The 25,446-nt window shown below is 62.4% G+C and carries 19 protein-coding genes and 2 tRNA genes; 8 read left to right on the forward strand and 13 right to left on the reverse strand.

Annotated elements, in window-relative coordinates; translation table 11 throughout:
* Positions 1 to 6: 6 nt before the first annotated feature.
* The 3 genes from ABIB44_RS06375 to ABIB44_RS06385 form a co-directional block, all read right to left on the reverse strand.
* Entirely contained in the window at positions 7 to 930 is a 924-nt protein-coding gene (locus ABIB44_RS06375; protein WP_354583801.1) for a 1-aminocyclopropane-1-carboxylate deaminase/D-cysteine desulfhydrase, read from the reverse strand.
* 85 nt (positions 931 to 1,015) lie between these two features.
* Entirely contained in the window at positions 1,016 to 3,553 is a 2,538-nt protein-coding gene (locus ABIB44_RS06380; RefSeq protein ID WP_354583802.1) for a YfhO family protein, read from the reverse strand.
* 148 nt (positions 3,554 to 3,701) lie between these two features.
* Positions 3,702 to 3,971 carry a DUF4834 family protein gene (locus ABIB44_RS06385; RefSeq protein WP_354583803.1) on the reverse strand — a complete coding sequence of 90 codons (270 nt, stop codon included), beginning with the start codon at positions 3,969 to 3,971 and terminating at the stop codon, positions 3,702 to 3,704.
* 182 nt (positions 3,972 to 4,153) lie between these two features.
* Here ABIB44_RS06385 and ABIB44_RS06390 point away from each other — a divergent pair, with 182 nt between their 5' ends.
* Positions 4,154 to 4,888 (forward strand): hypothetical protein, encoded by a 735-nt coding sequence (locus ABIB44_RS06390; protein ID WP_354583804.1) that lies wholly within the window; start codon positions 4,154 to 4,156, stop codon positions 4,886 to 4,888.
* 120 nt (positions 4,889 to 5,008) lie between these two features.
* Positions 5,009 to 5,081 (forward strand) — tRNA-Thr (locus ABIB44_RS06395).
* An 85-nt stretch (positions 5,082 to 5,166) separates the two neighbouring features.
* On the opposite strand, the gene ABIB44_RS06400 is transcribed toward ABIB44_RS06395, so the two are convergent.
* From ABIB44_RS06400 to ABIB44_RS06410, 3 genes are read right to left on the reverse strand one after another with little or no spacing between them, the layout of a single operon-like run.
* Positions 5,167 to 5,943 (reverse strand): geranylgeranylglyceryl/heptaprenylglyceryl phosphate synthase, encoded by a 777-nt coding sequence (locus ABIB44_RS06400; RefSeq protein ID WP_354583805.1) that lies wholly within the window; start codon positions 5,941 to 5,943, stop codon positions 5,167 to 5,169.
* The gene (locus tag ABIB44_RS06405) at positions 5,915 to 6,832 is read right to left on the reverse strand and encodes a hypothetical protein (RefSeq protein WP_354583806.1); all 918 of its coding nucleotides are present in this window, start codon (positions 6,830 to 6,832) and stop codon (positions 5,915 to 5,917) included. The genes ABIB44_RS06400 and ABIB44_RS06405 overlap by 29 nt, the downstream gene beginning before the upstream one ends.
* A 20-nt stretch (positions 6,833 to 6,852) precedes the next feature.
* Positions 6,853 to 7,230, reverse strand: a complete 378-nt coding sequence (locus ABIB44_RS06410; protein WP_354583807.1) for a phage holin family protein — start codon at positions 7,228 to 7,230, stop codon at positions 6,853 to 6,855.
* Between the two features lie 147 nt (positions 7,231 to 7,377).
* On the opposite strand from ABIB44_RS06410, the gene ABIB44_RS06415 reads away from it, so the two are divergent.
* Positions 7,378 to 8,520: a J domain-containing protein gene (locus tag ABIB44_RS06415; protein WP_354583808.1), complete on the forward strand. Its 1,143-nt coding sequence runs from the start codon at positions 7,378 to 7,380 to the stop codon at positions 8,518 to 8,520.
* Positions 8,521 to 8,633: 113 nt separating this feature from the next.
* On the opposite strand, the gene ABIB44_RS06420 is transcribed toward ABIB44_RS06415, so the two are convergent.
* Positions 8,634 to 9,200 (reverse strand): fasciclin domain-containing protein, encoded by a 567-nt coding sequence (locus tag ABIB44_RS06420; RefSeq protein WP_354583809.1) that lies wholly within the window; start codon positions 9,198 to 9,200, stop codon positions 8,634 to 8,636.
* Between the two features lie 270 nt (positions 9,201 to 9,470).
* On the opposite strand from ABIB44_RS06420, the gene ABIB44_RS06425 reads away from it, so the two are divergent.
* Complete coding sequence (locus ABIB44_RS06425) at positions 9,471 to 11,912, forward strand: TonB-dependent receptor (protein WP_354583810.1); 2,442 nt, start codon at positions 9,471 to 9,473, stop codon at positions 11,910 to 11,912.
* A gap of 9 nt (positions 11,913 to 11,921) precedes the next feature.
* On the opposite strand, the gene ABIB44_RS06430 is transcribed toward ABIB44_RS06425, so the two are convergent.
* Positions 11,922 to 12,674 carry a COG4705 family protein gene (locus ABIB44_RS06430; protein WP_354583811.1) on the reverse strand — a complete coding sequence of 251 codons (753 nt, stop codon included), beginning with the start codon at positions 12,672 to 12,674 and terminating at the stop codon, positions 11,922 to 11,924.
* Between the two features lie 431 nt (positions 12,675 to 13,105).
* Here ABIB44_RS06430 and ABIB44_RS06435 point away from each other — a divergent pair, with 431 nt between their 5' ends.
* The 3 genes from ABIB44_RS06435 (at position 13,106) to ABIB44_RS06445 (ending at position 15,250) form a co-directional block, all read left to right on the forward strand.
* Positions 13,106 to 13,504 (forward strand): hypothetical protein, encoded by a 399-nt coding sequence (locus ABIB44_RS06435; protein WP_354583812.1) that lies wholly within the window; start codon positions 13,106 to 13,108, stop codon positions 13,502 to 13,504.
* A 79-nt stretch (positions 13,505 to 13,583) separates the two neighbouring features.
* Entirely contained in the window at positions 13,584 to 14,843 is a 1,260-nt protein-coding gene (locus ABIB44_RS06440) for a PAS domain-containing protein (RefSeq protein ID WP_354583813.1), read from the forward strand.
* 41 nt (positions 14,844 to 14,884) lie between these two features.
* Positions 14,885 to 15,250, forward strand: coding sequence for a hypothetical protein (locus ABIB44_RS06445; RefSeq protein ID WP_354583814.1), 366 nt, complete (start codon positions 14,885 to 14,887; stop codon positions 15,248 to 15,250).
* Positions 15,251 to 15,370: 120 nt separating this feature from the next.
* On the opposite strand, the gene ABIB44_RS06450 is transcribed toward ABIB44_RS06445, so the two are convergent.
* The 5 genes from ABIB44_RS06450 to ABIB44_RS06470 all read right to left on the reverse strand — a co-directional run bounded on the left by ABIB44_RS06450 (position 15,371) and on the right by ABIB44_RS06470 (position 23,850).
* Positions 15,371 to 15,790, reverse strand: a complete 420-nt coding sequence (locus ABIB44_RS06450) for a response regulator (RefSeq protein WP_354583815.1) — start codon at positions 15,788 to 15,790, stop codon at positions 15,371 to 15,373.
* Positions 15,791 to 15,859: 69 nt separating this feature from the next.
* On the reverse strand, positions 15,860 to 19,591 hold the full coding sequence (locus ABIB44_RS06455) for an ATP-binding protein (protein WP_354583816.1): 3,732 nt from the start codon (positions 19,589 to 19,591) through the stop codon (positions 15,860 to 15,862).
* 153 nt (positions 19,592 to 19,744) lie between these two features.
* Complete coding sequence (locus ABIB44_RS06460; RefSeq protein WP_354583817.1) at positions 19,745 to 20,236, reverse strand: hypothetical protein; 492 nt, start codon at positions 20,234 to 20,236, stop codon at positions 19,745 to 19,747.
* Positions 20,237 to 20,958: 722 nt separating this feature from the next.
* Positions 20,959 to 23,277 carry a catalase/peroxidase HPI gene (katG, locus tag ABIB44_RS06465; RefSeq protein ID WP_354583818.1) on the reverse strand — a complete coding sequence of 773 codons (2,319 nt, stop codon included), beginning with the start codon at positions 23,275 to 23,277 and terminating at the stop codon, positions 20,959 to 20,961.
* Positions 23,278 to 23,777: 500 nt separating this feature from the next.
* Positions 23,778 to 23,850 (reverse strand) — tRNA-Phe (locus tag ABIB44_RS06470).
* A gap of 172 nt (positions 23,851 to 24,022) precedes the next feature.
* Here ABIB44_RS06470 and ABIB44_RS06475 point away from each other — a divergent pair.
* On the forward strand, positions 24,023 to 25,426 hold the full coding sequence (locus tag ABIB44_RS06475) for a 4Fe-4S dicluster domain-containing protein (protein WP_354583819.1): 1,404 nt from the start codon (positions 24,023 to 24,025) through the stop codon (positions 25,424 to 25,426).
* The last annotated feature ends 20 nt before the right edge of the window (positions 25,427 to 25,446 follow it).

Raw genomic sequence — 25,446 nt, forward strand, 5'->3', positions numbered from 1 at the left:
CTGCCATCAGGCGGGCATGCCACCAAAGCGGGCCTCCCAGCCCGCCCAAGCCTGCTGCCCGCCGGTATGGATGGCTACCACCGTGCTACCCCGTGCAAAGTAGCCCTGCACAATTAAATCGAGCACTCCATACAGAAGCTTGCCGGTGTAAATCGGGTCGAGCAGTACGCCGTGCCGCTGCCGGAATTGCCGGATAAAGGTCAATAAATCGTTCGAATACTTAGCGTAGCCGCCGAAGTGGTAATCGGTTTGCAGGGAGTAGCTGGCGTACGTTCTTCCGGCTGCCGACTGCGTCAACGCATCAACTTCGCCGCGCAGGAAGCTCCCGTTTTTCAGGGCCGCCACGCCCACGGCTTGTTCCGGCCCGGCCAGCCCCAGCAGTAGCCCCGCCAGGGTGCCGCCCGTGCCCACGGCCACCGCCAGCGCATCGAAAGCCACCTGTTGCCGGATTTCGGCCACCAGCTCGGCGCAGCCGGGCAGGGCCAGCGCGTTGGTACCGCCCTCGGGCAGCACGTAGGCCGGGCCGAATTTAGCGAGCATTTCAACCAGGAATTCCGGTTCGGCCCGACGGCGGTAGGTGCTGCGGTCGAGGTAGTGCAGCGCCATTCCGTCGGCCACGGCCCGGGCCAGTGTGGGATTAAGCGCGGTACCGGCCGGGAGTTCGTCGCCCCGAATCAGGCCAATGGTCTGGAAACCGAACAAGCGGCCGGCCGCCGCCACGGCAGCAATGTGGTTGGAATACGCCCCGCCAAAGGTGAGCAGCGTACGGTGGCCCTGCTGCCGGGCGGCGGCGAGGTTATACTTCAGCTTGCGGGCCTTGTTGCCGGGCAGGTCGGGGTGGGCCAGGTCGTCGCGCCACAGCAGTAGCCGCACACCACGAGCGGCGGCAATGGGCTCATCGAGCAACTGCAGAAGGGGCGAAACAGTCATAAGGCCAACGACAAAAAAGGAAAAGGGGACCGAGGAAACGACCGTTTCCCCCATCCCCTTTTCCTTATTCCTTACAGCGAAGGCGTTACGCCAACACCGGCACGTCCAGCAGCTCGTCGCCGCTACGGTCCTTGCGGCGCACCACGTAAACCACGGCTCCTATCAGCACGAGCAGTAGCACCACGCTGGCAGCCAGCGACACGCCATTGCCCACGGCGTAGGATTTGGGCTCGAATTTAAACATAATGCTGTGCGAGCCGGCCGGCACGGGCAGCGCCCGCAGCACGTAGTCGACCCGGAAATGCGGCACGGGCTTGCCGTCGAGGTAAGCCTGCCAGCCATCGGCGTAGTAGATTTCGGAAAACACCACCAGGCCATCGCGGGCGGCGGTGGCCCGGTACTTCAGCTCGTCGGGGCTGTAGGCGGCGAGGCTGATGCTGGAACCGGCGATATCGTAGGTGGCGGCCTTCTGCTGCGGGAATTTACCAGCATCCACCACGGCCTCGGTAGCGGGGCTCAGGGTGCTGAGGGCAGCCATCTCGGCATCGGGGCTGGCCACCGTTTTCAGGGTGCTCACAAACCAGGCGTTGCCCAGCGCGCCGGGGTTGCGCTGCACTGGCTGCTTGGCATCGCCGGTAATGAGGTAGCGCATGTTCAGCATGTTGAGCACCTGCTGGTTGTTGTTTGAAATCTGGCGCTCAATCAGGTCCTGGTAGCGGCGCAGCTTGGCTCCGTGGTAGCCGCCGATGCTCTTGTGAAAATACGAAGTCTGGGCTTCATTGAAAGGATTCTGGATGTTGAGCACGCGGTAGCTCAGCCCCTTGTCCTGAAGGATAATCTGGTCGGCCTGGGTGGGCTGAAATTCCTCGGCGATGGTCTGGGTCTGGAACTTGTTTTCGCCCAGGTAGCGCTTGTCCACGCCCCACAAATCGACCAGCACCAGCAGCACCATGATGGCCGCGGCGGGCATTACTTTCAGCTGGCCTTTCAGGTGGAAATACAGCACGCCCAGCGCCGCCCCGATGAAGAGCAGCCCGCGCCACACGTCGTTGCGGAGCAGGTCGGCGCGGTCGGCACGCAGGGCACTCAGCAGCTCGGGGGTGAAGCCCTGCTTGGTGAGCTCCCCATCAATCGGCGCGGCGAAATCGAAGCTGAAGCTGGCCAGGTAAGCTAGCCCGCACAGCCCGGCCGTAATGGCCCCAGCATACAGTACTTTAGTTAACAGCGCCGTAGCATCGGCCGACAGCGGAGCTTTGGTGCCGGGCAGCACCGGGGCCGGCGCGGGCTGGGGCCGCAGCACGCGGCTCAGGGCCAGAGCGCCCAGGATGGGCATGGCCAACTGCGCAATCACCAGCGCCATGCTCACGGCGCGGAACTTGTTGTAGCCCGGCAGCAGGTCGAAAATCAGGTAGTTGAAGGTTTCAAAGTTCTTGCCCCAGGCCAGCAGAATGCTCAGCACCGTGCCCGCCAACAGCCAGTAGCGCGTGCGCTTTTCCACCACAAACAGCCCCAGAATAAACAGAAAGCACACCACCGCACCCATGTACACCGGGCCGGCCGTGTAGCTCTGCTGTCCCCAGTAAGTGGGCATCGAAGCAAGATATTCCTGCGGCAAACCGGCCTTGGCCAGATTCGAGCTGCTGCTTAGCGGCATGGAGCTGGCCCCGCCGTAGAAATTCGGAATAAGCAGGGTAATGGTTTCGCCCACCCCGTAGCTGTACTGAAAGGCGTAGTCGCGGTCGACGCCGGTGCTTTCGTCCTCGGTTTTGGGGCCCGCAGCTTGGCCGGGCGCGGTGGGGGCGGTCGACTTCAGCTCGCTCGGGCCGCGGTTGCTGTATTTGCTGTATTCAGCGGTGGTGTAGAGGCGGCCGAAGCTCACGCCCACGGCCAGGGCCGCGCCCAGGCCCAGCAGCACGGTGCGTTTGGCAAACTCGGGCAACCGGCCGGCGCGGGCGGCCGCCACCAGCTCAATCACCACAAAAATCGCAGCCAGCAGCAGCAGGTAGTAGGTGATTTGCAGGTGGTTGACGTGGATATTAAGGGTGAGGCCCACGGCGAAAAGCACCGCGCCCAGCCACTTGTCGCGGCGGTACGTCACGAGCAGGCCGCCCAGTACCAGCGGCGCGTAGGCCAGGGCGATGCTCTTGGTGTTGTGGCCGGCGGCCAGAATGGCGAGGTTGTAGCTCGAAAAGCCCAGCGCCACCGCGCCCGCTACTGCAACCAGGGGCCGCAGGCCCAGCGCCACCAGCAAAATATAGCCGCACAGCAGCGCCAGAAACAGGTTAGCCACCACGGCCGGCAGGCCCAGCGTGAGGGCCTTTTGCAAGTAGCCCGACCAGTCGCCCGGGAAGTGCAGGCTGATGAGGTAGGTGGGCATGCCCGAGAACATGGAGTTCGTCCAGAGGGCTTCTTTGCCCATCACGGCCGCGTATTGCTGGGCCTCGTGCGCGCCGCCCTGAAACTGGGTAATATCGTGCTGGGCCAGCGTTTTACCCTCAAACACGATGGGCGAAAAGTACAGGCAGGCCAGCAGCACGAAAAACAGCACCGCCAGCACGTGCGGCACGGCCCGCTGCCACAACGGCACGGGCGAAACAGAAGCAACAGGAACAACAGCGGCCATCAGGGCAATTCGGGGGAAAATGAAAATGGCCCCGAAGGTACAGTAGAACCAGTTCGCGCAAGGTTGCGCGAGGTGAAAAGAGGTTTCGCGAGGTTGAATCAACGTCAACCCTGCGAAACCTCATGCTGCTCGGCGAAAACTTGCGGGCCTACTTCACTTCTTCAAAATCAACGTATTCACCGCCCTTGAAGCCGCTGGGCTGGTCGCGCTCGGGCGACGTGGGCGGCACGTAATCGACGTGGACCTCGCCGGGGCGCGAGGCCGTGCCGCCGCCAGCCGGCGGGGACTGAGGTGGCACCACGAAGCCCCCATTGCGCATTTGCTTGCGCACGAAGGTGCCCAGTGCCATGCGCAGCACAATAGGCAACACGTAGCGCACGGCGAAGAAAATCAGAATGAAGATGAGCCAGAATTTCATATGTCGGAAAACGTGAACACGGCCGCAAAGTACGGCCCGGGCCGGCTGACGCTGAAGTCGGATAATTGCTTTACGGCGGCCCCGCGCCCGGTGGCTGGCGCGGCAACCGCCCCGGAACAATTTCTTCCTTAGCTTGGCAGCCCGTTCCTTTCTCCAAACCGCTCACCCCTTATTTCGTTCCTATGCTACTCGCCCGTAGTTCAGGTTTATTGATTTTGCTGCTGGCTGGCCGGGCTGGTTTCAGCCAAAAAATCACCCCCGGTTACATCGTTACCGCTGGGCAGGACAGCCTGCGCGGGGCCATCGTCATCCACGAGGAAGCCGCCCAGCAAAAGCAGGTCGATTTCATCACGGCCCGGGGCAACCAGCGCCAGCGGCTCGATGCCTACCAGCTCAAGGCCTACGGCTACACCACGGAGCAGGACACTGTGCGCTACATAGCCGTGAGCATGAACCTGGGGCGGGATGGTGGGAAGACCGAGCGGCTTTTTCTGCGCCAGCTCCTGGCCGGCCCGGCCGAGCTGTACCAATACCGGTACTCTCGCGACTACTTCGCCCAGCCGTCCCGCATCGCCACGGAGGTGAGCCGAACGCCCAACCTCACAATCCCGGTCAATACTGCGCACCCGCCGGTGGCCGTTTCCCGTTTCACGCCGGTTCCCGCCAGCCTGCTGGTTTTTCCGCCCTTGAGCGCGACCAGCGCCCGCGCCGGCACCGGCATTTCGCTGCTGCTGCGCCGCCACGGGCAGCCCGGTTTCACCGAAACTACCTGGTGGAATTTCCCCACTGATGCCATGACCTACTTTGCCGACTGCCCCGCGCTGGCACTCGACCTGCAAGCCAAACGCTACCACGCGCGCGACCTGCCGCAGCTGGTACGGCGCTACAATAGCTGCCAGGGCGCGCCCGCTCACTAATCGTTCAGCCCACCAGCCATGACCGGCTGAGGGATAAATTTTTTCTGTGGATGCGGTTGCGTGGCTTCCGGCGTGGTGCTTATCTTTGCACCCCCTTCTAAAACTGTTGGTTGGGAAAAAGCCGATTTAGCTCAGTTGGTAGAGCAGCTCATTCGTAATGAGCAGGTCGTTGGTTCGAGTCCAATAATCGGCTCTTGTAATTGAAAATCCCCGAAAGCGCCTAGGCACTTTCGGGGATTTTTGCTTTGATGCTGTTTTCAATTCCTGGCGTTATCCGGCTAGCTCCGTATTACCGCTTCCCGGTTAAACGAAGCCACCACGCCAGCCACTTCGCCCAGAAACTCGGGCTCGGCTTCGATGTGATTGCCCACCACCACCACATCGGCCCCGGCAGCCAGGGCGGCATACACTTTCTCGCCCGAGTTCAGCCCGCCACCCACGATGATGGGGGTTTCAACGGCGGCGCGGACGGCGGCAATCATGGCGGCGGAAACCGGATTTTGTGCCCCGCTACCGCCATCAAGGTACATCAACTTCAACCCCAGCTGCTCGCCGGCCAGAGCAGTGCAGGCCGCGATGCCGGGCTTGTTGTGGGGCAGCGGCGTAGTGCCGCTCATGTACGAGGCCGTGGTTTGCCGGCCCGAATCGACGAGCATGTAGCCGGTGGGCAGCAGTTGCAGACCGCTGGCACGCAGGCGCGGCGCGGCTACGACGTGCTGGCCGATAAGAAAATCGGGATTGCGGCCCGAGATGAGCGAGAGCAGCAGCAGGCCATCGGCCGGGCCGTCGAGGTGCATGCTGTGGCTGGGGAAGAGCAGCACCGGCACCTCGGAGTGGGCCTTAATTAACGTAATGAGGGCAGCCTGATGCTCGCTTAGCACCAGGCTGCCCCCCACGAAAAAGTAGTCGACCGGATGCGCCTGGCTCAGCGCGAGCAGGTGCAACAGGCTGGCTTCATCCAGGTTATCAGGGTCGAGCAGTACGGCCAGCGCCTTGCGGCCGTGCGCCCGACGGGTTAGCAGCGCATCATACAGACTGGGGTGGTTTGGACGCATCCGGGGAAGCAGAAGGAGCAGACGAAGCAACGGGCGACGCGGCCGCCGGGGCCTTGGTCACGTCGGAGGAGGCTGCAAGGTCGGCATTTTTGTCGGCCGGGAAAAACTCACCCGCCTTTTTTGTCACGGCGGCCAGCGCCAGCGCCCCCGCCTGGGCCGCCAGCACCTTGCCGGTATCCGACTGCAAGAACTGCTGCAACACCGAGCCGACTACGCGAGCCATGGAATTGTGGGTGGTTGCGGCCATGGCCGGCGTGGGTACCCCTTTGGCGTCCTTAGTATCTTTCGCTTTTTTGTCGAAAGACGACGAAGCGGGCAGGCGGCGGCTGTCGTCGTAGGGCAAATCCTGAAACGGGTCGTCGTCGCTGCCAGCCTGCCTGGCTTGGGTAGGCTTAGGTGGAGCAGGCTTATCGGCCGCCTTAGCTGCCGGAGCCGGAGCAGCGGACTTGGGAGCTGAGTCCTTATCGGCTGGGCGCGAGGGCGAATTAGCCAGGGCACCAACTGGTTGGGCGGCGATAGGAGCCGACGACGAGGGAGTATTCGGCCGGGCTACACCGCCGCCGAACTCGTGGTCGCCATCCTCAAAATGGTCCATAAAAACCATGGCCGAGGCGGCCGCTGATTTGCGCTTGTCTTTGGGCTGGGCTTTTTCTTTGCCTTTGGGCTTGCCATCGGGCTGATGCTTGCCATCGGGGCGGCGCTTCTTACCACCAAAAGCCTTACTGATGAGCCAGACGGTGCCGGCCAGGCCCGCGCCAACCAGCGCCACCTTGCCTACCGTGGCCGTTTGCTCCTTAATGTGGTCGACATCGCCACGCAGGGCGCGCTCGTACTCGAGCTTTTTACGCTCCAGAAATTCTTTTTCTTCGTCGAAGAGGGGATTTTGCAACTCACTCATAGCAGGTGGGCTTAGGCTTGACGTTTGTCGGATTTATAGATAGTGTCCTTGAGCGCTTTGTTGGCGATGCCCTGGAACGCGGCTTTATCGACCCCGACCAGCACGAGCACCAGCAGCACAAGGTACACGCCGGCCACGATGCCGAAGCCCCAATACGAGCTGTCGAGGGCCGAATTGAGGGCCAGACCGGCGAAAATGCTTACGAAAATGATGAACAGCAGGCCCAGCATGGCCAGGGCCGCGCCGTGTACGGCGCTCACCAGCACGGAGGAAGCTTTCTGCTGAAGTTCGAGGCGAACTAGGTCGATGCGGGTGTCGAGATAGCCGGTCAGGTTGCCAATCAGGCTGTCGTTGCGGGGCGTTTTAGAAGAGTCGTCGTCGGAAAACATACGGCGCGAAATAGAAGTGGCGGAAAAAAACAAGCGGGGCGGCCGCCGCCGGTGCAAGGCACCAGCGCACGGCCGCTTGTGCCGGGTTTACGGAAAATTGCGCGGCGCGGCTGACTTTTGTGGGGTCGTTCGTGTTTGCAGCCCAGCGTGAGTCAGAATCATTATCAAATCCTGGGCGTGGCCGCCACCGCTTCGGCGGCCGACATCAAACGCGCCTACCGCCGCTTAGTAGTCCAGTACCACCCCGATAAGCACGGCGGTGATGTTCGCTACGAAGAACAGTTTAAAGCCGTGGCCGTGGCCTACGGCGTGCTCGGCGACCCCGACAAGCGCGCCACCTATGATTTTCAGCTAACCCAGGCCGCCCGCCGCCTCGACGAGGAGCGCCGCCGCCAGCAGCATCGGCCCGCCAGCCAGCATGTATACGGCGTGCCCATGCCGCCCCCCGCGCCCCTGCGCACCCGCCCACCCGCCGGCAGCCGCGAGCGCCACTACCAGCGCATTCCTGCGGAGCCGCCCCGCTTCAACGGCCGCGACTGGCTGCTGACGCTGCTCTTCGTTGGCGGTATCGTGCTGATTGCCCTGACGGTGAAAACGACCATGGACCGGGTTTCGGCCCGCAGCAACTACGAAAACGGCCTGCGTGCCTACGCCCGCGGCGACCTTGGCGCGGCCTACAGCTTTCTGGAAGAAACCCTGCATTTCCGGCCCGGCTACGCCCCGGCCCTGCGCCGCCACGGCGAGCTGGAACTGCTATTGCAGCGCGACCCGCAGGCGGCCCGGTCCGATTTTAGAGCAGCTCTGGATGCGGCTGACCTATCGGTGCGGGCCAAAGCCACAACCTACTATTACCTGGGCCGCAGCGAGGCCCGGCTGGCCCAGCCCGCAGCGGCAGTGCTAAGCTTCACGAAGTGCCTGGCACTCGACAGTACGCTTAGCACCGCCCGCCTGGCCCGGGGCGAAGTGCGGCTGCTCGACCTGCACCAGCCCGCGCCGGCCGAGGCCGACTTCACGGCCGGCCTGGCCCAGCGCCAGCGGGCGGGCCGGCTGCTACCCTGGCACTACCTGCAGCTGCGCGGCCTGGCCCGCACCGCCCTGCACCGCTACGCCGACGCGCGCAACGACTATTTCGACGTCATTCGGGCTAATCCGAATGATGGACGCACGCACTTTTTGCTCGGCAAGCTCGCGGCCCATACCGGCGACTCTACCGCCGCCTGCGAGTTCTATCGCCGGGCCGTGGCACTGGGGTACGCCTTTGCGGAAATGGCCCGGGAAGGGTGTAAGTAGGGGCATAAGCTACCGGGGAGCGCGAAAACAATAAATGCTCCTAACGCAAACAACCGCCGCCGGCCCGGGGGCCGACGGCGGTTGCCGCAGTTGGTTCAAAAGCTCGGGAAGCCTTACATGGGCAACAACACCGTGTTCACTACGTGAATCACGCCGTTGCTCTGCATTACGTCGGCAATGGTTACCGTCGAGATGCCACCTTTCTCGTCTTTCAACTGAATGGTTTTGCCTTTCATCATGGCCGTCAGGGTACCGCCGCTTACGGTTTTGAGGGTTGCCATGCCTTTGCCGGCTTTGATGGCCTTCACCAGGTCACCCGAGGTCATGCGACCGGCTACCACGTGATAGGTCAGGATTTTGGTGAGGGTAGCCTTGTTCTCGGGCTTCACCAGGGTTTCAACCGTGCCGGCGGGCAGCTTGTTGAAGGCTTCGTTGGTAGGAGCGAACACGGTGAAAGGACCGGCGCTGCTCAGCGTCTCGACCAGGCCAGCGGCCTTCACGGCAGCTACCAGGGTGGTGTGGTCTTTCGAATTAACGGCGTTTTCCACGATATTTTTCGTGGGGTACATGGCGGCACCGCCTACCATGACGGTCTTGGCCATTTTCTGGGCCGAAACGGCAGTGGTGGTAGCAACGCTGAACAGGGCAACGATGGCGAGGGAAAACAGGGACTTCTTCATCTTAATAGAAAAATGCTTGGATATTTTGAATGATAACCCACCTACGCCCCGACTGTTTGGAGCGGATTGCCTGCGCATAAATATTTCCAGGAGCTACTGAGAAATTCTGGCTGGTTTTGAAGATAAAACACTCATTTGCAGCAGCCAGTGAAGCCTTTTAGGAAACTGGAGATTCTGCTGATTCGCGGCTAATGCCGCAACCGGCCGGATTGGCCGAACTTCGCGGCCCGGCCTTGCCAAACATTTTCCTTTTCCGATTCTTGCTGCTGCATGAGAATAGCTACCCTCCTCTTTTTCCTGCTGCTTGCCACCCTGGCCCACGCCCAAAACCCCGGCACGCTGGCCGGCACCGTGCGCGACCGCACCACCCAGGAGGCCCTGCCCGGCGTGAGTATCACGCTGGAAGGCACCACCTTCGGCACTGCCACCGATGCCGAGGGGCGCTACCGCCTGACTGGCGTGCCGGCCGGGGCCTACAACCTGCGCGCCAGCTTCGTGGGCTACGATGTGCTGCTGCGCGCCGACGTAGCCATCAGCAGCGGCAACGTGAACACCCTCAACCTCGAAATCAACAAAAGCCCCCAGGCGCTGGGCGAGGTAACCGTGACGGCCAACCGCGCCATTCGGGTGGCCACGGCCGAAACGCCGCTGAGCGTGCAGCGCCTCACCACCGAGGAAATTAAGAGCAACCCGGGCGGCAACTTCGATATTTCGCGGGTGGTGCAGAGCCTGCCCGGCGTGGGCGGCGGCGGCTCGGGCGGCACGGCCGGCTTTCGCAACGACATCATCATCCGGGGCGGCGCGCCCAACGAAAACGTGTACTACCTCGACGGCATCGAGGTGCCCGTCATCAACCACTTTCCCACCCAGGGCAGCGCGGGCGGGCCGGCCGGTATCCTCAACGTGAGCTTTATTGAGGACGTGACGCTGAGCTCCTCGGCCTTCCAGGCGCGTTACGACAACGCCCTGAGCGCGGTGCTGCAGTTCCGGCAGCGCGATGGCAACTCGGAGCGCCTGCAGGGCAACCTGCGCACCTCGGGCACCGAAGTAGCCGCTACGCTCGAAGGGCCGCTGACGAAGAACACGACCTTTCTGGCCTCGGCCCGGCGCAGCTATCTGCAGCTGCTCTTCAAGCTGATTGACTTGCCCATCCGGCCCGATTTCTACGACTTCCAGTTCAAGACGACCACGAAGATTTCGCCTAAAACCACGCTCACCACCCTGGGGCTGGGTGCGATTGACCACTTTGAGATTGTGCCGCCGAAGAAGAGCTCGCCGAGCAAGGAGTTCATTCTGCGCAACAACCCCACCATCAACCAGTGGAACTACACCGTGGGCCTGAACCTGCGCCACCTCGTGGACAACGGCTACCTAAACCTGGCCCTGAGCCGCACCCAGCAGCACAGCGCCGCCGACCAGTTCCAGTTTGGCTACGTCGGCCAGGAAGCTTACCGCAAGCTATTTGCCCGTAGCAACGAAACCGAAAACAAGCTGCGCGCCGACGTGAACAAGCGCGTGGGCCGCTGGCAGTACAGCTACGGCGTGGTGGGCCAGCTGGTGCACTACGACAACAACCTGCGCAACCGCCTGCGGGCCGAAGTGCGCGACGGCAGCGGCGCGCTGGTAAGCCCGGCCGTGGTTGTGAATTTTACCACCGCCCTCGACTTCGTGCGCTACGGCCTGTTTGCCCAGGCCACCCGCACCTACGGGCCCGAAGGCCGCCTCACGGTATCGGCGGGCGTGCGAGCCGATGGTACCAGCGCCCTGCTGCAAGGCTACCGGCTCGACCGTACGCTGTCGCCGCGCGTGGCGCTGAGCTACGCCCTGCTGCCAACGCTGAACCTGAACGCCAGCCTGGGTCGCTACTACAAAATTCCGCCCAGCACCATTCTGGGCTACCGCGACCCGGCCGGCCGCCTCACGAACGAGGGCAGCCGCTACATCCGGTCCGACCACGCCGTGGCGGGGCTGGAGTGGTTGCCCGGCGCGGGCACCCGCTTCACCCTGGAAGGATTTTATAAGAAGTACGCCTACTACCCGGTGAGCGCGCGCGATGGCATCAGCCTGGCCAACCTGGGCGGCGACTTCAACGCCATCGGCAACGAGGCCATCACCAGCACCGGCGACGGCCGCGCTTACGGAACCGAGGCCTTTTTTCAGCAGAAGCTCAGTGGCAAGCTCTTCGCCATTGTGTCGCTCACCGCCTTCCGCTCCGAGTTCAGCGGGGCCGACGGGGTGTACCGGCCCACCGCCTGGGACACGCGCTTTCTGGGCTCGGCCCTGCTGGGCTACAAGCTGGGCCGGGGCTGGGAGCTGGGAGCCAAGTACCGCGTGGGCGGCGGCGCGCCCTACACGCCCTACGACGCGGTTGCCAGCCGCGCCAGCTACCAGGCCGTGGGCCAGGGCATTCTCGACTACGCGCAGCTGAACACCCAGCGCCTGCGCTCCTTCCAGCAGCTCGACCTGCGCCTCGACAAAAAATTGAACCTGCGCCGCCTGAGCTTCGATTTCTATATCGACGTGCAGAACGCGCTGCTGGCCAAGCCGGTATCGGTGCCCACCTACACCTTCGAGCGCCTGGCCGACAACTCGGGCTACACCACCACCGACGGCCAGCCCCTGCGCCCCGACGGCCGCAACGCGGTGCCCATTCTGTTGCCCGACAGCGATGCGCTGGTAGTGCCCACGGTTGGGTTTATCGTGGAGTTTTAAGAAGGAATACTAAATCAGGTCATCGGCCCGCAAGGCCGCCGGGCGCTGCCGCACCGAATCGTAGATGACCAAGGCCACCAGCAGCCCGAGCAAAATCAGCGACGAGCCCTGCGTGCCGAATCCCAGTCCATTCTTTTCGGGCGACTTGGTGAGCAAGTCGCCAAACGTGGCCCCAAACGGACGGGTGAGCACGAATGCCACCCAGAACAGGAGCACCCGCGAAATACTGGTGAAGTAGTACAGAGCCACCACCACGGCCAGCGCGGCACCAATCAGCAGCGCCCCGCCGCCGAAACCCAGCCCCGAGTCATCGGCCAGGAAGTCGCCCAGAGCCGTGCCCAGCGTGTTCGAAAACAGAATTGCCGCCCAGTAAAACAGCTCGGCCCGGCGCGACTGCACATCGGTTACCGACAACGACTTTTCGCTCAGCCACCACCAGCCCAGAATGACGAGCAGGATGGCTACCAGAATAGCCGAACCGGTGGCGTAGCCCAGCCCAAGGGTGCGGTCCATGTAGTCCGACATGGTGGTGCCGGCCGTACTCGTCGCCAGAATCACGGCCCAGTACAGGGCCGGAATGTAGCGCTTGGCCGCCAGCTGCCCGGCCAGCGTGGCGAAGAAAAAACCAATGAGAATGAGCGAGCTCACGGCGTAGCCCACCTTCATGGTCTGGGCCAGCTGGTCGCCGGCCGTTTCGCCCAGCGTGGTAGCGCAAATTTTTGTTATCCAGAACAGCAGAGTGACTTCGGGGATTTTCTTCATGATGATGCTTCGGCAAAGACGGCTCCAAGTTTACGTTTGAATGTTGAAGCGAAGTTGGATTTGCACCCCAATACGGACATTGGCCAGCAGCGGCCAGTGCGGGCAGGCTGATGAAAGAAGCTTGCTTATGAGGACTATACCAGGTTTTTCTGTGTCGTGAAACAGGCTAGCATTGCCAAGCAGCTCCACCGCTTCATGGGGGCAGAACTGCTCAGTCGAAAAGCCTCGGCAGGCAGTTGCCCGAGAAAGAAGTACTACGCTCGTTACAGCTGTGCACATACCCATCGCTGGCAGAAGGTGGTGGCTTTGCTGCAGCATAAGGGTAATTTTCGCCCGCTATTTTCCGCATTTTCAGCAAGCCGCTGCTTAACTTACCGCCTTCCCAACTCTCGCGTCGGCAAAGTCGTAAACCCGCCGAGTTACTTACTGCTATGGCCCAGCGCATCCTCCACGAGGCTCCCTTCCTCACCATCTCCTATAACTACACCGACGAATGGCTGTACCTCGACTGGCACGGCAAGCTCGACGACGAAGTCGTTATGGATGGGGCAATTAAGTTACTCGAGCTGCTGCAGCAGGAACACTGCACCAAAATACTCAACGATAATACCCGCGTTTCCGGCCTGTGGGCCGACGCCGCTAAGTGGGGCGGCGATGTATTTTTTCCGCAGCTATACGCGGCCGGCTGCCGCTACTTTTCGTGGGTGCATTCGCCCGAGCGCTACAGCCAGCTCTCGGCCGAGCTGGCCATGCAGCAGACTAACGCCGGCATCATTTTTATGGCGTTCGATGACCTGGGCCCCGCCGCCGAGTGGCTCCGCAGTATGTAAGGGCTGCTGGCCCGCCTTGTTTTTCCGTACCATGACTCCTTCGCCCTCCGCCCCCGGCACGTACTATTCTCTGTGGCAAATGCCTGAGCATTACCTGCTGATGGCACCCGACTACACCATTCTCGACGCCAGCAACCAGTACCTGGCCGCCACGCTCAAGCAGCGCGAAGCCATTGCAGGCCGCAACGTGTTCGACGTTTTTCCCCGCGAAGAGCAGAACGACTGGCAGGTATTTTTCGACTCCCTCGAGCACGTGCGGCAGCACGCTACGCCCCACACCATGCCCCGCATCCGCTACGACATGCAGCGCCCCGCCGAGCAGGGCGGCGGCCTGGAAGAGCGGTACTGGCAAACCACCAACTACCCTCAGTTTGGCCCGCAGGGCCAGTTGCAGGCCATCCTGCTCAAAACCGAGGACGTAACCGCGCAGCACCGCGCCGCGCAGCAGGCCGCCGCTATGCAGCACGACCTGCTCGAAAGCCAGGAACGTTCCCACTTCATCCTCGAGTCGTTGCCCGTGATGGTCTGGACCACCCGTGCCGATGGCTCGGCCGACTACTTCAACCAGCGCTGGCTCACCTTTACGGGCAAACCCATGGAGGCCGAAATCGAGTCCGGCTGGCTCGACGGCGTACACCCCGACGACCGCGCGGGGGCGGCAGCAGCCTGGCGCGGAGCCTACGAATCGGGGCATTCTTACCAGACCGAATACCGCCTGCACTGCGCCAATGGCGATTACCGCTGGGTGCTGGCCCGTGGCATCCCGCGCCATAGTGCCGCCGGCGAAGTAACCATGTGGGTGGGCTGCAGCATCGACATCCACGAGCAGAAGCTGATGGTGCAGGAGCTCCTGCACGCTAGCGAAGAGCAGGCCGTCCTCTCCGACCAGGCCTACCAGGCCTACCAGCTGGCCCAGTCCCAGCGCGAAACTTTCTACGCCATGTTTCAGCAGGCCCCGGCCCTCATTGGCATCACTCGGGGCCCGCAGCATGTATTCGAGTTTGTGAACCCGCCCTACTACGAGCTGTTCGCTACCGACGACGTGCTTGGCCGCACCGTGCCCGATGTAGCCCCCGAAGCCGCCGAACAGGGCTTTATCACCCTTCTCGACCACGTTTACCAGACCGGCGAGCCTTTCTATGGCAAGCAGATGCCGCTGAAGCTCCACCGCCGCGCCACCGGCAAAGTCGATGAGCGGTACTTCGATTTTACCTACCAGGCTTTTCGCGAAAATAGCCAGATTGTGGGTGTGCTCGCCTTTGCCTTTGACGTCACGGAGCTAGTAGAAACGCAGCAAAAGTTAGCGGCCCTCATCGTGCCGCCCCCGGCTGCTTCTTAAGCCAGAAAGTCTGCTTTCTGACTTTGCCCACTCGCTCACCCATGGACCTTACTACCCTCGATTTTCAGCAAGCCCGCATTAAGCAGATTCTGTTTAAGTCGCAGCTGCGCTCGGTGCTTTATGGCGTGCGCGAGGCCGACGAAGCCCTGTTCTCGGTGCAGAGCAGCGCCCTGGGCCAGTGGCTGAGCAATGAGGTGAAGCCCCGCTACCCCGGCCACCCCGAAGTGCGCGAGGCGGAGCGCCTGCTCCAGCAGCTGTTGAGCACTGGCCGCGAGCTGGCCACCCAGTACCGCCACGGCCAAATTGACGAAGCCCGCCAGGGCCTTACCCGCATCGATAAGGTTGGCGAGGAGCTGGTTGCCGTGCTGCAGCGGCTTGGCACGCGCCCATCATTGTTCGCGGCCTAGCCGCGTGCTGCCGGGTCGTAAGCTTTGTGGAGCTACCGCCGTGCGCGGGGCGCAACAGGCAGCCCCCGCGCTAGGAATCGCCCCCGAAAGAATAGCTGCATCATCATTGGCAAGTTGCGGCTAGCCAACCGGCACCGCCCCAAAATGCTCTTCAACCAGCGCCTGGAGCTTCTCCTTGGTCAGCGGCTTGTTCAGCACCCCCGCCACGGGCAACTGCTGCACCCGCTCCAGGTCGCTCAGCAACAGGGAGGTGGTGAGCATTACGATGACGACCCCCTGCTGCCGAGCCAGCGGCAGCTGGGCATAAGCTTCCAGAAATTCGATGCCATTCATAATAGGCATTTTCATATCCAGCAATATCAGGTCGGGGCAGCTCGCGCTCACAGGCACGCAGGCCTGCTGCAGCGCTTCTAAGGCCTCGGCTCCGTTTTCGGCAATGTGCAGGTGCTCGGCCACGCCCATGCGCTTAATGAGCATTTCGTTGAGAAAGTTGGTGGTCGTATCGTCGTCCACCAGCATAATGCTGGAAAGTTGAGCCATGGCGGGAAGAACGGCCGTGGTAAGCCGGTTAGCGAATTGTACGGCCGAGGCCACCGGTAGTTACGCCCCCTACGCCGGAAACCACACGGCAAACGTGGAGCCTTCGCCCTCCCGGCTGTGCACCGCGATGGTACCACCCGCGTTTTCAACCATCTTCTTCACCATGTACAGCCCCACGCCCGTGCCTTCCACATGGGTATGCAGGCGCTCAAACAGCCCGAACAGCTTGGCCTGCTGCCCCTCGGCTAGGCCCAGGCCATTGTCCTGCACCCGCAGCACCCGGTGGTCGCCTTCGAGGCGGCAGCCGATGCGCACCACCGGCGGCCGGTGCGGGTGGTGGTACTTCAGCGCATTGCTCACCAGGTTGTAGAGCACGCTGCGCAGGTTCTTCTCCGAAACCATGAGCGTGGGACATTCCACGACGTTCACTTCCAGCCGGCCGCCGGTTTTGGCCAGCAGCGGCTGCAAGTCCTGGCGCACGTCCTCGATGAGGGGGGCCAGGGCGGTCGGCGTGACCAGATGGGCAAACTCTTCCTGCAGCTTGCTCACGTTGGTGAGGTGGCCAATGGTGCGGGTGAAGCGCTCCACCGCGTCCTGCATGCGCGCGAGCACGGCCAGCAGGGTGTCGTCGGTGCGCAGCTCGGCGGGCAGCAGGTCCTCCAGCAGCCGCAGCAGCCCCTCGATGTTGCTGATGGGCGCTTTGAGGTCGTGCGAGGCCGTGTACACGAAATTGTCCAGGTCGCGGTTGGTGCGCACCAGCTGCTCGTTGGTTTCCTTTAGCGCGGTGATGTCGATGGCCGAGCCCACGTAGCCGTACAGCTCCCCGTTGGGGAAGTAGCTCGGCGCACCCTGCGCCAGTAGCCAACGGTACTGCCCGTCGTGGTGCCGCATGCGGTGCTCCAGCACGTAGCGGGTGCGCGAATTCATGGCTTCGGTGAGGGTGCGCTGGGCGTTTTCCAACTCGTTGGGGTGCATGTACTGCTCCCAGCCCGTTGCCTCGTACTGCGCGGCGCTTACCCCCACAAAGTCGGTAAAGGCCTGGTTGACGTAGCGAATGGTGGAATCCGGATTCACGGCCCACACCAGGTTGGGGGCCGCGTCGGCCAGGATGCGGAAGCGGGCTTCGCTTTCGTGCAGCGCCTCGGTGTAGTTTTTTTGCGCCGTGATGTCGCGGGCAATGGCAAACATGTGCGGCTGCCCGTCCAGGGTAATGCCCCCCATGCTGATTTCCACGGGAAACGTGCTGCCATCTTTGCGGCGGTGCAGGGTTTCGAAGGGAAGCAAGGCACCGAGCTGCTGCGCCTGCGCAAAGGCCTCCCGAAACTTGTCTTCCTGGTAGATGGGGTCCACGTCCGGCACCCGCAGCTGGGTGGCTTCCTCGGCGGTGTAGCCCCAGCGCTGCCGGGCCAGCTTGTTGAGGTAGGCAAACGAGCCGTCGGCACGCATCAGAATGAAGGCATCGAACGCGTGGTCGCTCAGCACCTTGAACTTACGCAGCTCTTCTTCGACGGCCCGCAGCCGGGTATTGTCCTGGCGGGTGCGGGTGATGTCGAGCTGGGTACGCACGCGGGCCAGCAGCTCCCGGGCCGAGAAGGGCTTCACCAGGTAATCATCGGCTCCCTTATCAAGGCCTTCCAGGATAGCTTCCTCGCCGGCGCGGGCCGAGAGCAGCACCACCGGAATCCGGGCTGTGTCGGGATGCTGCTTCAGGGCCTGCAGCAGGCCGAAGCCGTCGAGGCGCGGCATCATCACGTCGGAGAGAATCAGGTCGGGCCGGTGGGCCGCCACTATTTCCAGCGCTTCCGCGCCATCGATGGCCGTGCGCACGGTCCACTGCGGCTGCCGGGCCAGGATGCGCTGCACGTAGCCGCGCATATCGGCGTTATCGTCTACCACCAGAATGGTCGCCGCGGCAATGTCCGTCGGCAGCGCATCCGGGATAGGCCCGGGGCCCGCCGGCGTTTCCGCCAGCCACCGCTGCGCCTCCTCCACGAGTGCCATGCCGTAGCCAAATTGCGAAGCAGCCGGGCGGACATCCCGCACCAATTCGGCCGGCAGGTGCGCCGCGCCCAGCGGCAGGCGCACGGTAAAGGTGCTGCCCCGCCCGGCTTGGCTGTCGGCCGTTATCGCCCCGCCGTGGAGCTGCACCAACTCCTGCACGAACGCCAGCCCGATGCCCGACCCCTCGTGGGAACGGGACCGGGTGCCTTCGGCGCGGTAGAAGCGGGTAAACAGCTTTGGCAGTTCGGCCGCCGCAATGCCCTCGCCGGTGTCTGCCACCCGCAGCACGGCCTGCCCATCTTCCTCGCGCAGGCTCACCCGAATGCTCCCCGCGAAGGTGAACTTAAAAGCATTAGATAGCAGGTTGAACACGACTTTCTCCCACATGCCCGCGTCCACGTACACGGGTGCGCCCAGCGGGGGGCAGTCTACTTCCAGGGCCAGCCCGACTTTTTCCAGGGCCGCCCGGAACACGCTGGCCAGCTCGGCGGTGTAGGCTGCCAGGTCGAGGGGCACGAAATCGGCCTGCAGGCGGCCGGCCTCGATGCGCGCGAAATCCAATAAGCTGTTCACCAGCCGCTGCAGGCGCAGGGTGTTGCGCTGCACCAGCACCAGGCGCTCCTGCTGCGGGGCGGGCAGCGGGTGGGTGTCGTCGGTCAGTGCGTCTTCCAGCGGCCCGAGCATCAGCGTGAGCGGCGTCCGAAACTCGTGGCTGATGTTGCTGAAAAAAGTAGTTTTGGCGCGGTCCAGCGCGGCCAGCGCCTCGGTCCGCTGGCGCTCTTCGGCCAGCGTGCGGGCCTTGGCCAGGGCCGTGGTAGTGGCCCCCACCAGCAAGTCAAAAAAGAGGATATACTCGGCATCCAGCGCCCGGCGCGCACTCACACCCAGCACCAGAAAATAGGCGGGCTGTGCCGCTCCGCCCAGCGGCAGGGGGTACACCAGGGCCGTGTGCGGGGCCTCGGGGTAGGGGCCGCTGGCAAAGGGGCCGAACCTGGCCGCCAGCTTCTCCACCCGTTGGGCAGTGCCGGCGCGCGCAGCGGCGGCCAGCGGCCAGGGGCCAGCCAGCTCCTCACCCAGGGCAATGGTGGCTGGCACCAGCGCCGCTGCCTGGTCCAGGCCCATCTGGCCTTCCAACTGGGCCTGTTCCGCCGAAGGGGCCAATGAATAAAGCGCTGCGAAGGGTATGTCCAACGCCGCCGCCCGAAAGGCCTCCAGCAGCAAGCCGACGGTTTCGGGCTCGGTGGGGGCTCCCGCCGTGCGCTCGGCCACGGTGCGCAGAATGTTGAGGCGCCGCTCGGCCAGGGTTTGTTGCGTGAGCTCGGTTACGGGGTGAAACAGCCCGCCCACCCCGCCCGACTCGTCGAGAATGGGGCTGAAGGAAAAAGTAAAAAACGTTTCTTCCAGATAGCCGAAACGGTCCAGAAACATGCGCTGGTTTTCCAGAAAGCGCGTTTGTCCGGCCGAGGCTTCCTCAAAGGCTTCGCCCAACACCTCCCAGGCCGAAGCCCAGCACTCCTTGTAATCCTGGCCCAGGGAAGTAGGATGCTTGTCGCCGCATAGCGGCCAATAGCCGTCGTTGTAAATCTGCACCCGCTCGGGGCCCCAGGCAATGTTGATGGGGAAGTTTGACGCCAGGCACAGGCTCACCGTGGTGCGCAGGCTCTGCGGCCACTGCGCAAAGGGCCCCAGCGGGGTAGTCGACCAGTCTTTGGCGGCTACCAGCGCGGCCATCTGGCCGCTGCCGGCCAGCAAACCCGGCGCAGCCACCGGCGTGGCCGAAGCCGAAAAGGAATCAGACATAACGAATGGTAGGCGGGCGCAGTGAGGGAGCAGTGCCCCCCACAGCAGGAGAATTCAGGTAATACGGATGACTAGTGGAGCTAAGTTTCACGAACGGCAAAACGCACCTGCAATCACCCAAATACCGCGGAATTCATCGAGCAGCGCCCTGACTTACTGCACGTTGTCCGGATACAGCTGCTCGTACAGCAGCTGCTCGGCGGCCGCCAGCAAGGGTTGGTCGGTGGTGCGCTCCTGGCAGCGCTGCAAGTCGTAGTGGCACAACGTGCCAAAGGCCTTGCCTTGCCCATCGCGCATGAGTGCGCCGCAATAGGAAATAACCGGCGTTTCGATGCCCAGTGCCTGCGGGTCCACGGTGGCGTCCAGAATCTGCACCGGGGCCTCGTAGCGGCCCACCAGCGAGCAGTACGTAGCGGCCATCGGAGCATCGGCTCCCTGCCGCACGTCGGGCATTTTCCGGTCAAACAGTACCTCGCTGCGCAGCATGTCCCCGTCGAAACGCCACACGCCCGTGTAGCGGTGGGGCGTGCGGCGGTTCAGGTAGCCCAATGCCGCGTGCGCCCCCTGCTGATGCAGCAGGACGGCAAACTCGGCTATTTCCGCCTGCATCGTATTTTCTTCGTTGAGAGTAGTTGCGTTCATCATAGGTGCGGGAGAAAGCCAGGCGGGCCAGCGGGCGGGCCCCGATGCAAGTGCCAGGCCGCCAAAGTTGGGGCCATTTACAGGGATTATAAAACAATTTCAATACGAACCAAAACAATTACTTGTTGTTTGCTGGCACTTGGCTACGTATTGGGCAAATACCCGCGCCGCAAACCGCTCGTGCTGACGCAAATCGGTTTATTTCATTAAAAATAAGGGCCAGAAAGGCCACATGCACGGGCAACGCACGGCCATCACAAACGCTGAGAAGCAGTTTGCGGTATTCAGCCTGCGGTATAGACGTAATATTTTGCCGCTCATCGGCCGCACCGTTTGCACGTCGGGCGGGCTTCGCAGCCGCAGGCCCACAACCAAAACCAGCACAGCCAGCCGGCCCTGAAGCGTGGCCCGAACACGAATGAATGCTCCTTCGCTGCACCCAGCCGCTGAAACAGCCGCTTCCGCCCAAAAAAAGGGCCGCTCCCGAAACGGAACCGACCCCAACTAGTGAGAAGAAGTAACGCTTCAGCTCGGGCATCGGTTTTCGACTCAGGTAAGTCGAAAGCCGATGCTCCAATCTGACGAAGCGGAAAAGGAAGTATCCGCTGGTCCGCATCCTCAAGCCCAATGCCCGCGCCTGCCGCACCGGGGCGCGGGACGTAAAAGCAATTATCCCGCAGGCCGCAGACGTTCCCGCGAGAGGCTCATTGCAAAATGGCTCGGCCTCAGACTTTCACGTCGTAACGGTCGAGCATCATCACCTTATCCCACGCTTTCACGAAGGCTTTCACGAAGCGCTTATGGCCATCGCTGCCGGCGTACACTTCCGCAACTGCCCGCAGCTGGCTGTTGGAGCCAAAAATGAGGTCGGCACGCGTCGCGGTGAAGCGCCGAGCCCCCGTTTTGCGGTCGTCGAGCGAGAATGTCATGCCCTTCTCGTCCGTTTTCTTCCACTCGAAGTCCATGCTCGTGAGCACCGTAAAGAAGTCGTTGGTCAGCACCCCAACGCGGTCGGTAAAAATGCCGTGAGCCGAGCCGTCGTAGTTGGCGTTCATCGCCTTCAGGCCGCCCGCCAGTGCTACCCACTCGGGGGAGGTGAGCGAAAGCAGCTGCGCCTTATCGAGAAATAGCTCCTCCGGGGCCACGCCCTGCGAAATCTGCTCTAACCCCTCGTCGAGGTAGTTGCGGAATCCGTCGGCCACGGGCTTTAGCCACGTGAACATCTCAATGTCGGTGAGTTCCTGCGTCGTATCGCGCCGGCCCGGCGTGAAGGGCACCTCGGTCGCGACGCCCGCATCGGCGGCCGCTTTTTCGAGCGCGGCGCAACCGCCCAGCACGATGAGGTCGGCGAGCGACACCTTTTTGCCACCCTTCTGCGGGCCGTTGAACGCCTCCATTACCGGGCGCAAGGCCGCGATAACCGGCACCGTCCGGCGATTCACCGCCCAGTCCTTTTGCGGGGCCAGCGCGAGCCGCCCGCCATTGGCACCACCCCGCTTGTCGCTGCTGCGATGCGTAACCGCGGCAGAAAAGGCGGTGTATACCAGGTCAGAAGCCGAAACACCCGCAGCCAGGATGGACTTCTTAAGCGCCGAGATATCGGCCGCTTCCACCAGGGCGTAATCGGCCACCGGAATGGGGTCCTGCCAGAGCAGGTCATTCTCGTTCACCTTCTCGGGACCGAGGTAGCGCTCGCGCGGGCCCATGTCGCGGTGGGTCAGCTTGTACCAAGCCTTGGAGAAAGCCTGGGTAAACGCGTCGAAGTCGTTAAGGAATTTCTCACACACCTTGCGGTACTCGGGGTCCTCCTTCAGGGCGATGTCGGTGGTCATCATCATCAGGGCGTTCATCTGGCCGGGGATGTGGGCGTCGGGCGTCTTGGGTGCGTTCTTGTCAATCGGGGTCCACTGCAGGGCACCGGCCGGGCTCTTGGTCTGCTCCCATTCGAATTTAAACAGGTTGACGAGGTAGTCGTTGTCCCACTGGGTCGGGTTCGGCGTCCAGCTGCCTTCAATGCCATTGGTCATCGTGAACTCGGCGTTGCCCGTACCCTTGGGATTGTGCCAGCCCATGCCCATCTCCTCAATCGGGGCAATCTCGGGCTGTGCCCCGATTTCGGCCGCCGGCACCATGCCGTGGCTCTTGCCGAAGGCGTGGCCACCAGCAATGAGGGCCACGGTCTCCTCGTCGTTCATGGCCATGCGGGAGAACGTAATCCGGATATCACGGGCCGAGCCCATCGGGTCGCCCTTGCCGTAGGGGCCTTCGGGGTTCACATAAATCAGGGATTGGAAAGAAGCTGCCAGCGGGTTTTCGAGGTCGTAGTCGGCATCGCCGTTCTGGCCGCGCCAGCGCTTGTCGCGCGTCACCATCTCATCGGGCGTGTGTTTCTGATGGCCGTCCCACACCTCGGGGCCCCAGTAGGTACTGTCGTCGGCCTCCCAGGCATCGTGGCGGCCGCCGGCGAAACCGTAGGTGGGGAAGCCCATGATTTCCAGCGCGCAGTTGCCGGTCAGCACGATAAGGTCGGCCCAGGACAGGGAGCTGCCGTACTTCTGCTTGATGGGCCAGATGAGGCGGCGCGACTTGTCGGTGTTGCCATTGTCCCACCAGCTGTTGATAGGCGCGAAGCGCTGAAGCGCCTCCCCCGCCCCGCCCCGGCCGTCGGCAATGCGGTAGGTGCCAGCCGAGTGCCAGGCCATGCGGACCATCTGCGGCCCGTAGTTATGGTAGTCCGACGGCCACCAATCAACCGAAGAGTTCAGGAAACCCTTAATTTCTTCCTTCAGCGCGGGCAGGTCAATCGCATTGAACGCCTCGGCATAGTTGAAGTCCTCACCGAGTGGATTGGCACCCGGGGCATTGTGGTGCAAAAGCTCCACCCGCAGCCGGTTGGGATACCAGTCGGAGAGAGTAGGCGACGCTCCTTCTGCGCCGCCAATGCGGTCGCCGCCGAAGGGACATTTGCCGGCCATTTCGAATGTTTTGGTGTCGGTCTTGTCGTGGCTCATGTTATTAATTGTGGTTTCCTCTAAGATTTTCAAATTTGGGCAAGCCGTAAGCAGCGCACCAATCAATAACCAAACGGCAGCGCTTTGGATTGCTACGGGTCAAAAATCGCAACTGCGGTTGCCTGGCTACCGATGCAGCCAAATGGCACGTACTCCTTCGTAAGCGAGTTCATCAACTGCGGTCCAGATTAAACGCAGTCGCCGGGGCTACGGCTACATTATAAGGAAACCTTAAGGCGCTTGGAACACGCCCACGCGACACGCGCTGCCTAAACAACCGGTTTTCGGTACGTTAGTGCGAAGCGCCCTGGCCCTGCCCCACCAATAAAAAAACCGCGCCCTCTACGGAGGAACGCGGGGATTCTATGTGTCAGGCGGAGCTGGCAAATACAACTTTTCGGGCTGTCACAAAGCCGAACTACTGCAATTTTTGCCCCGCCTCCGCCTCACCACCCCAAATAGCAGAGAACACAGGGCGGACATCTACCCCGGCAAACAAAAAACCCCTCTACAAGCCGTAAAGGGGTTTTTCGTGGCAACAGTTGGAATCGAACCAACGACACCAGCATTTTCAGTGCTGTGCTCTACCAACTGAGCTATGTTGCCGTTTCCCCGCTGCTCCCGAAGGCGCTTTGGGGACCGCAAAGGTACGAATCCAACGCAATGGTGCAACAACTGGTCAAAAAAAAGTGTTGGACAGACGAGGATTTTTCGAAAAGTACTCGGCATGCCGAGTATATTGCACCCCCAAACGTTCCCGCCTCCTTACCTTTACGCCATGTTGCAATCCATCCTCTTTCTACTGCTGCTGGTAGCGGCTTTTGGCTTTTTCGCCTGGCAGGTCCGGAAAATCCGGGCCAACATCCTCGTCGGGCGCGACCGCGACATGAGCGGCAACGCCGCCGAACGGTTTCAGAAAACCCTGCTGGTAGCGTTTGGGCAGCAGAAAATGTTCAAGCGCCTGACGCCGGCCCTGTTGCACCTGGTGGTGTACGTGGGCTTTCTGGTCATCAACATCGAGGTGATTGAGATTGTCATCGATGGCCTTTTTGGCAACATCTTCGGCTTCCACCGCGCCCTCAAGTTCTTGGGGCCGGTGTACGATGTACTGATGGCGACCAACGAAATTCTGGCCGCGCTCGTGATTGTGGCAGTAGCCGCGTTCTGGTGGCGCCGCAACAGCAACCCACCCCTCAAGCGTTTCACCGGCCCTGAGCTACGCCTGTGGCCCAAGCTCGATGCCAACATCATTCTCTACGTCGAAGTGGTGCTGATGGTGGCCTTGTTCTTTATGAACACGGCCGACCTGAAATTGCACCAGATGGAAGGCGAGCCCATGGCCGGCACTTTCCCCATCAGCAACCTGCTGGTGGGCCTGCTACCGACCAATGTGGGTACGCTCGAAGTGTTGGAACGTCTGGGCTGGTGGCTTCACATCATCGGTATCTTTCTGTTCCTCAACTACCTGCCCAGCTCGAAGCACTTCCACATCATCATGGCGTTTCCGAACGTGTGGTACTCGCGCCTGGTGCCACAGGGGCAGTTTTCGAACGTGGAAAGCATCACCAACGAGGTGAAGGCCATGATGGACCCCAGCTTCGTGGTGCCGCCCGCCCCCACGGCCCCCGACGGCTCGGCCCTGGCCCCCACGCCTTTCGGGGCCAAGGACGTGGACGACCTGCCCTGGACCAACCTGATGAATGCCTACTCCTGCACCGAGTGCGGCCGCTGCACCTCGGTGTGCCCGGCCAACCTGACGGGCAAGCTGCTGTCGCCGCGCAAAATCATCATGGACACGCGCGACCGGATGGAGGAGAAGTACAACTCGCCCCTCATTTACCGGCCGAATGTGTACGGAGCCGAGGCCAAGCACGAGCCCATTACCGACCTGGCCAACGCGACGCTGCTGCGCGGCAAAGTAACCCCCGAGGAGCTCTGGGCCTGCACCACCTGCAACGCCTGCGTCGAAAGCTGCCCCGTGAACATCAACCCGCTGGAGAGCATTATTGAAATGCGCCGTTTCCTGGTCCTGGAAGAGTCGGCCGCGCCCAACTCGCTCAACGTCATGTTCTCCAACATTGAGAACAACGGCGCGCCGTGGGCTTTCTCGCCCTCGGACCGGTTCAACTGGGCCGATGAGTTGTTTGCGACGGAGAAATCAGGCCAGCCCGCATTGGCCTAGCCTGCCTGTCATGCTGACGA

This window comes from Hymenobacter sp. UYCo722 (genome assembly GCF_040547115.1).
GTDB lineage: Bacteria > Bacteroidota > Bacteroidia > Cytophagales > Hymenobacteraceae > Hymenobacter.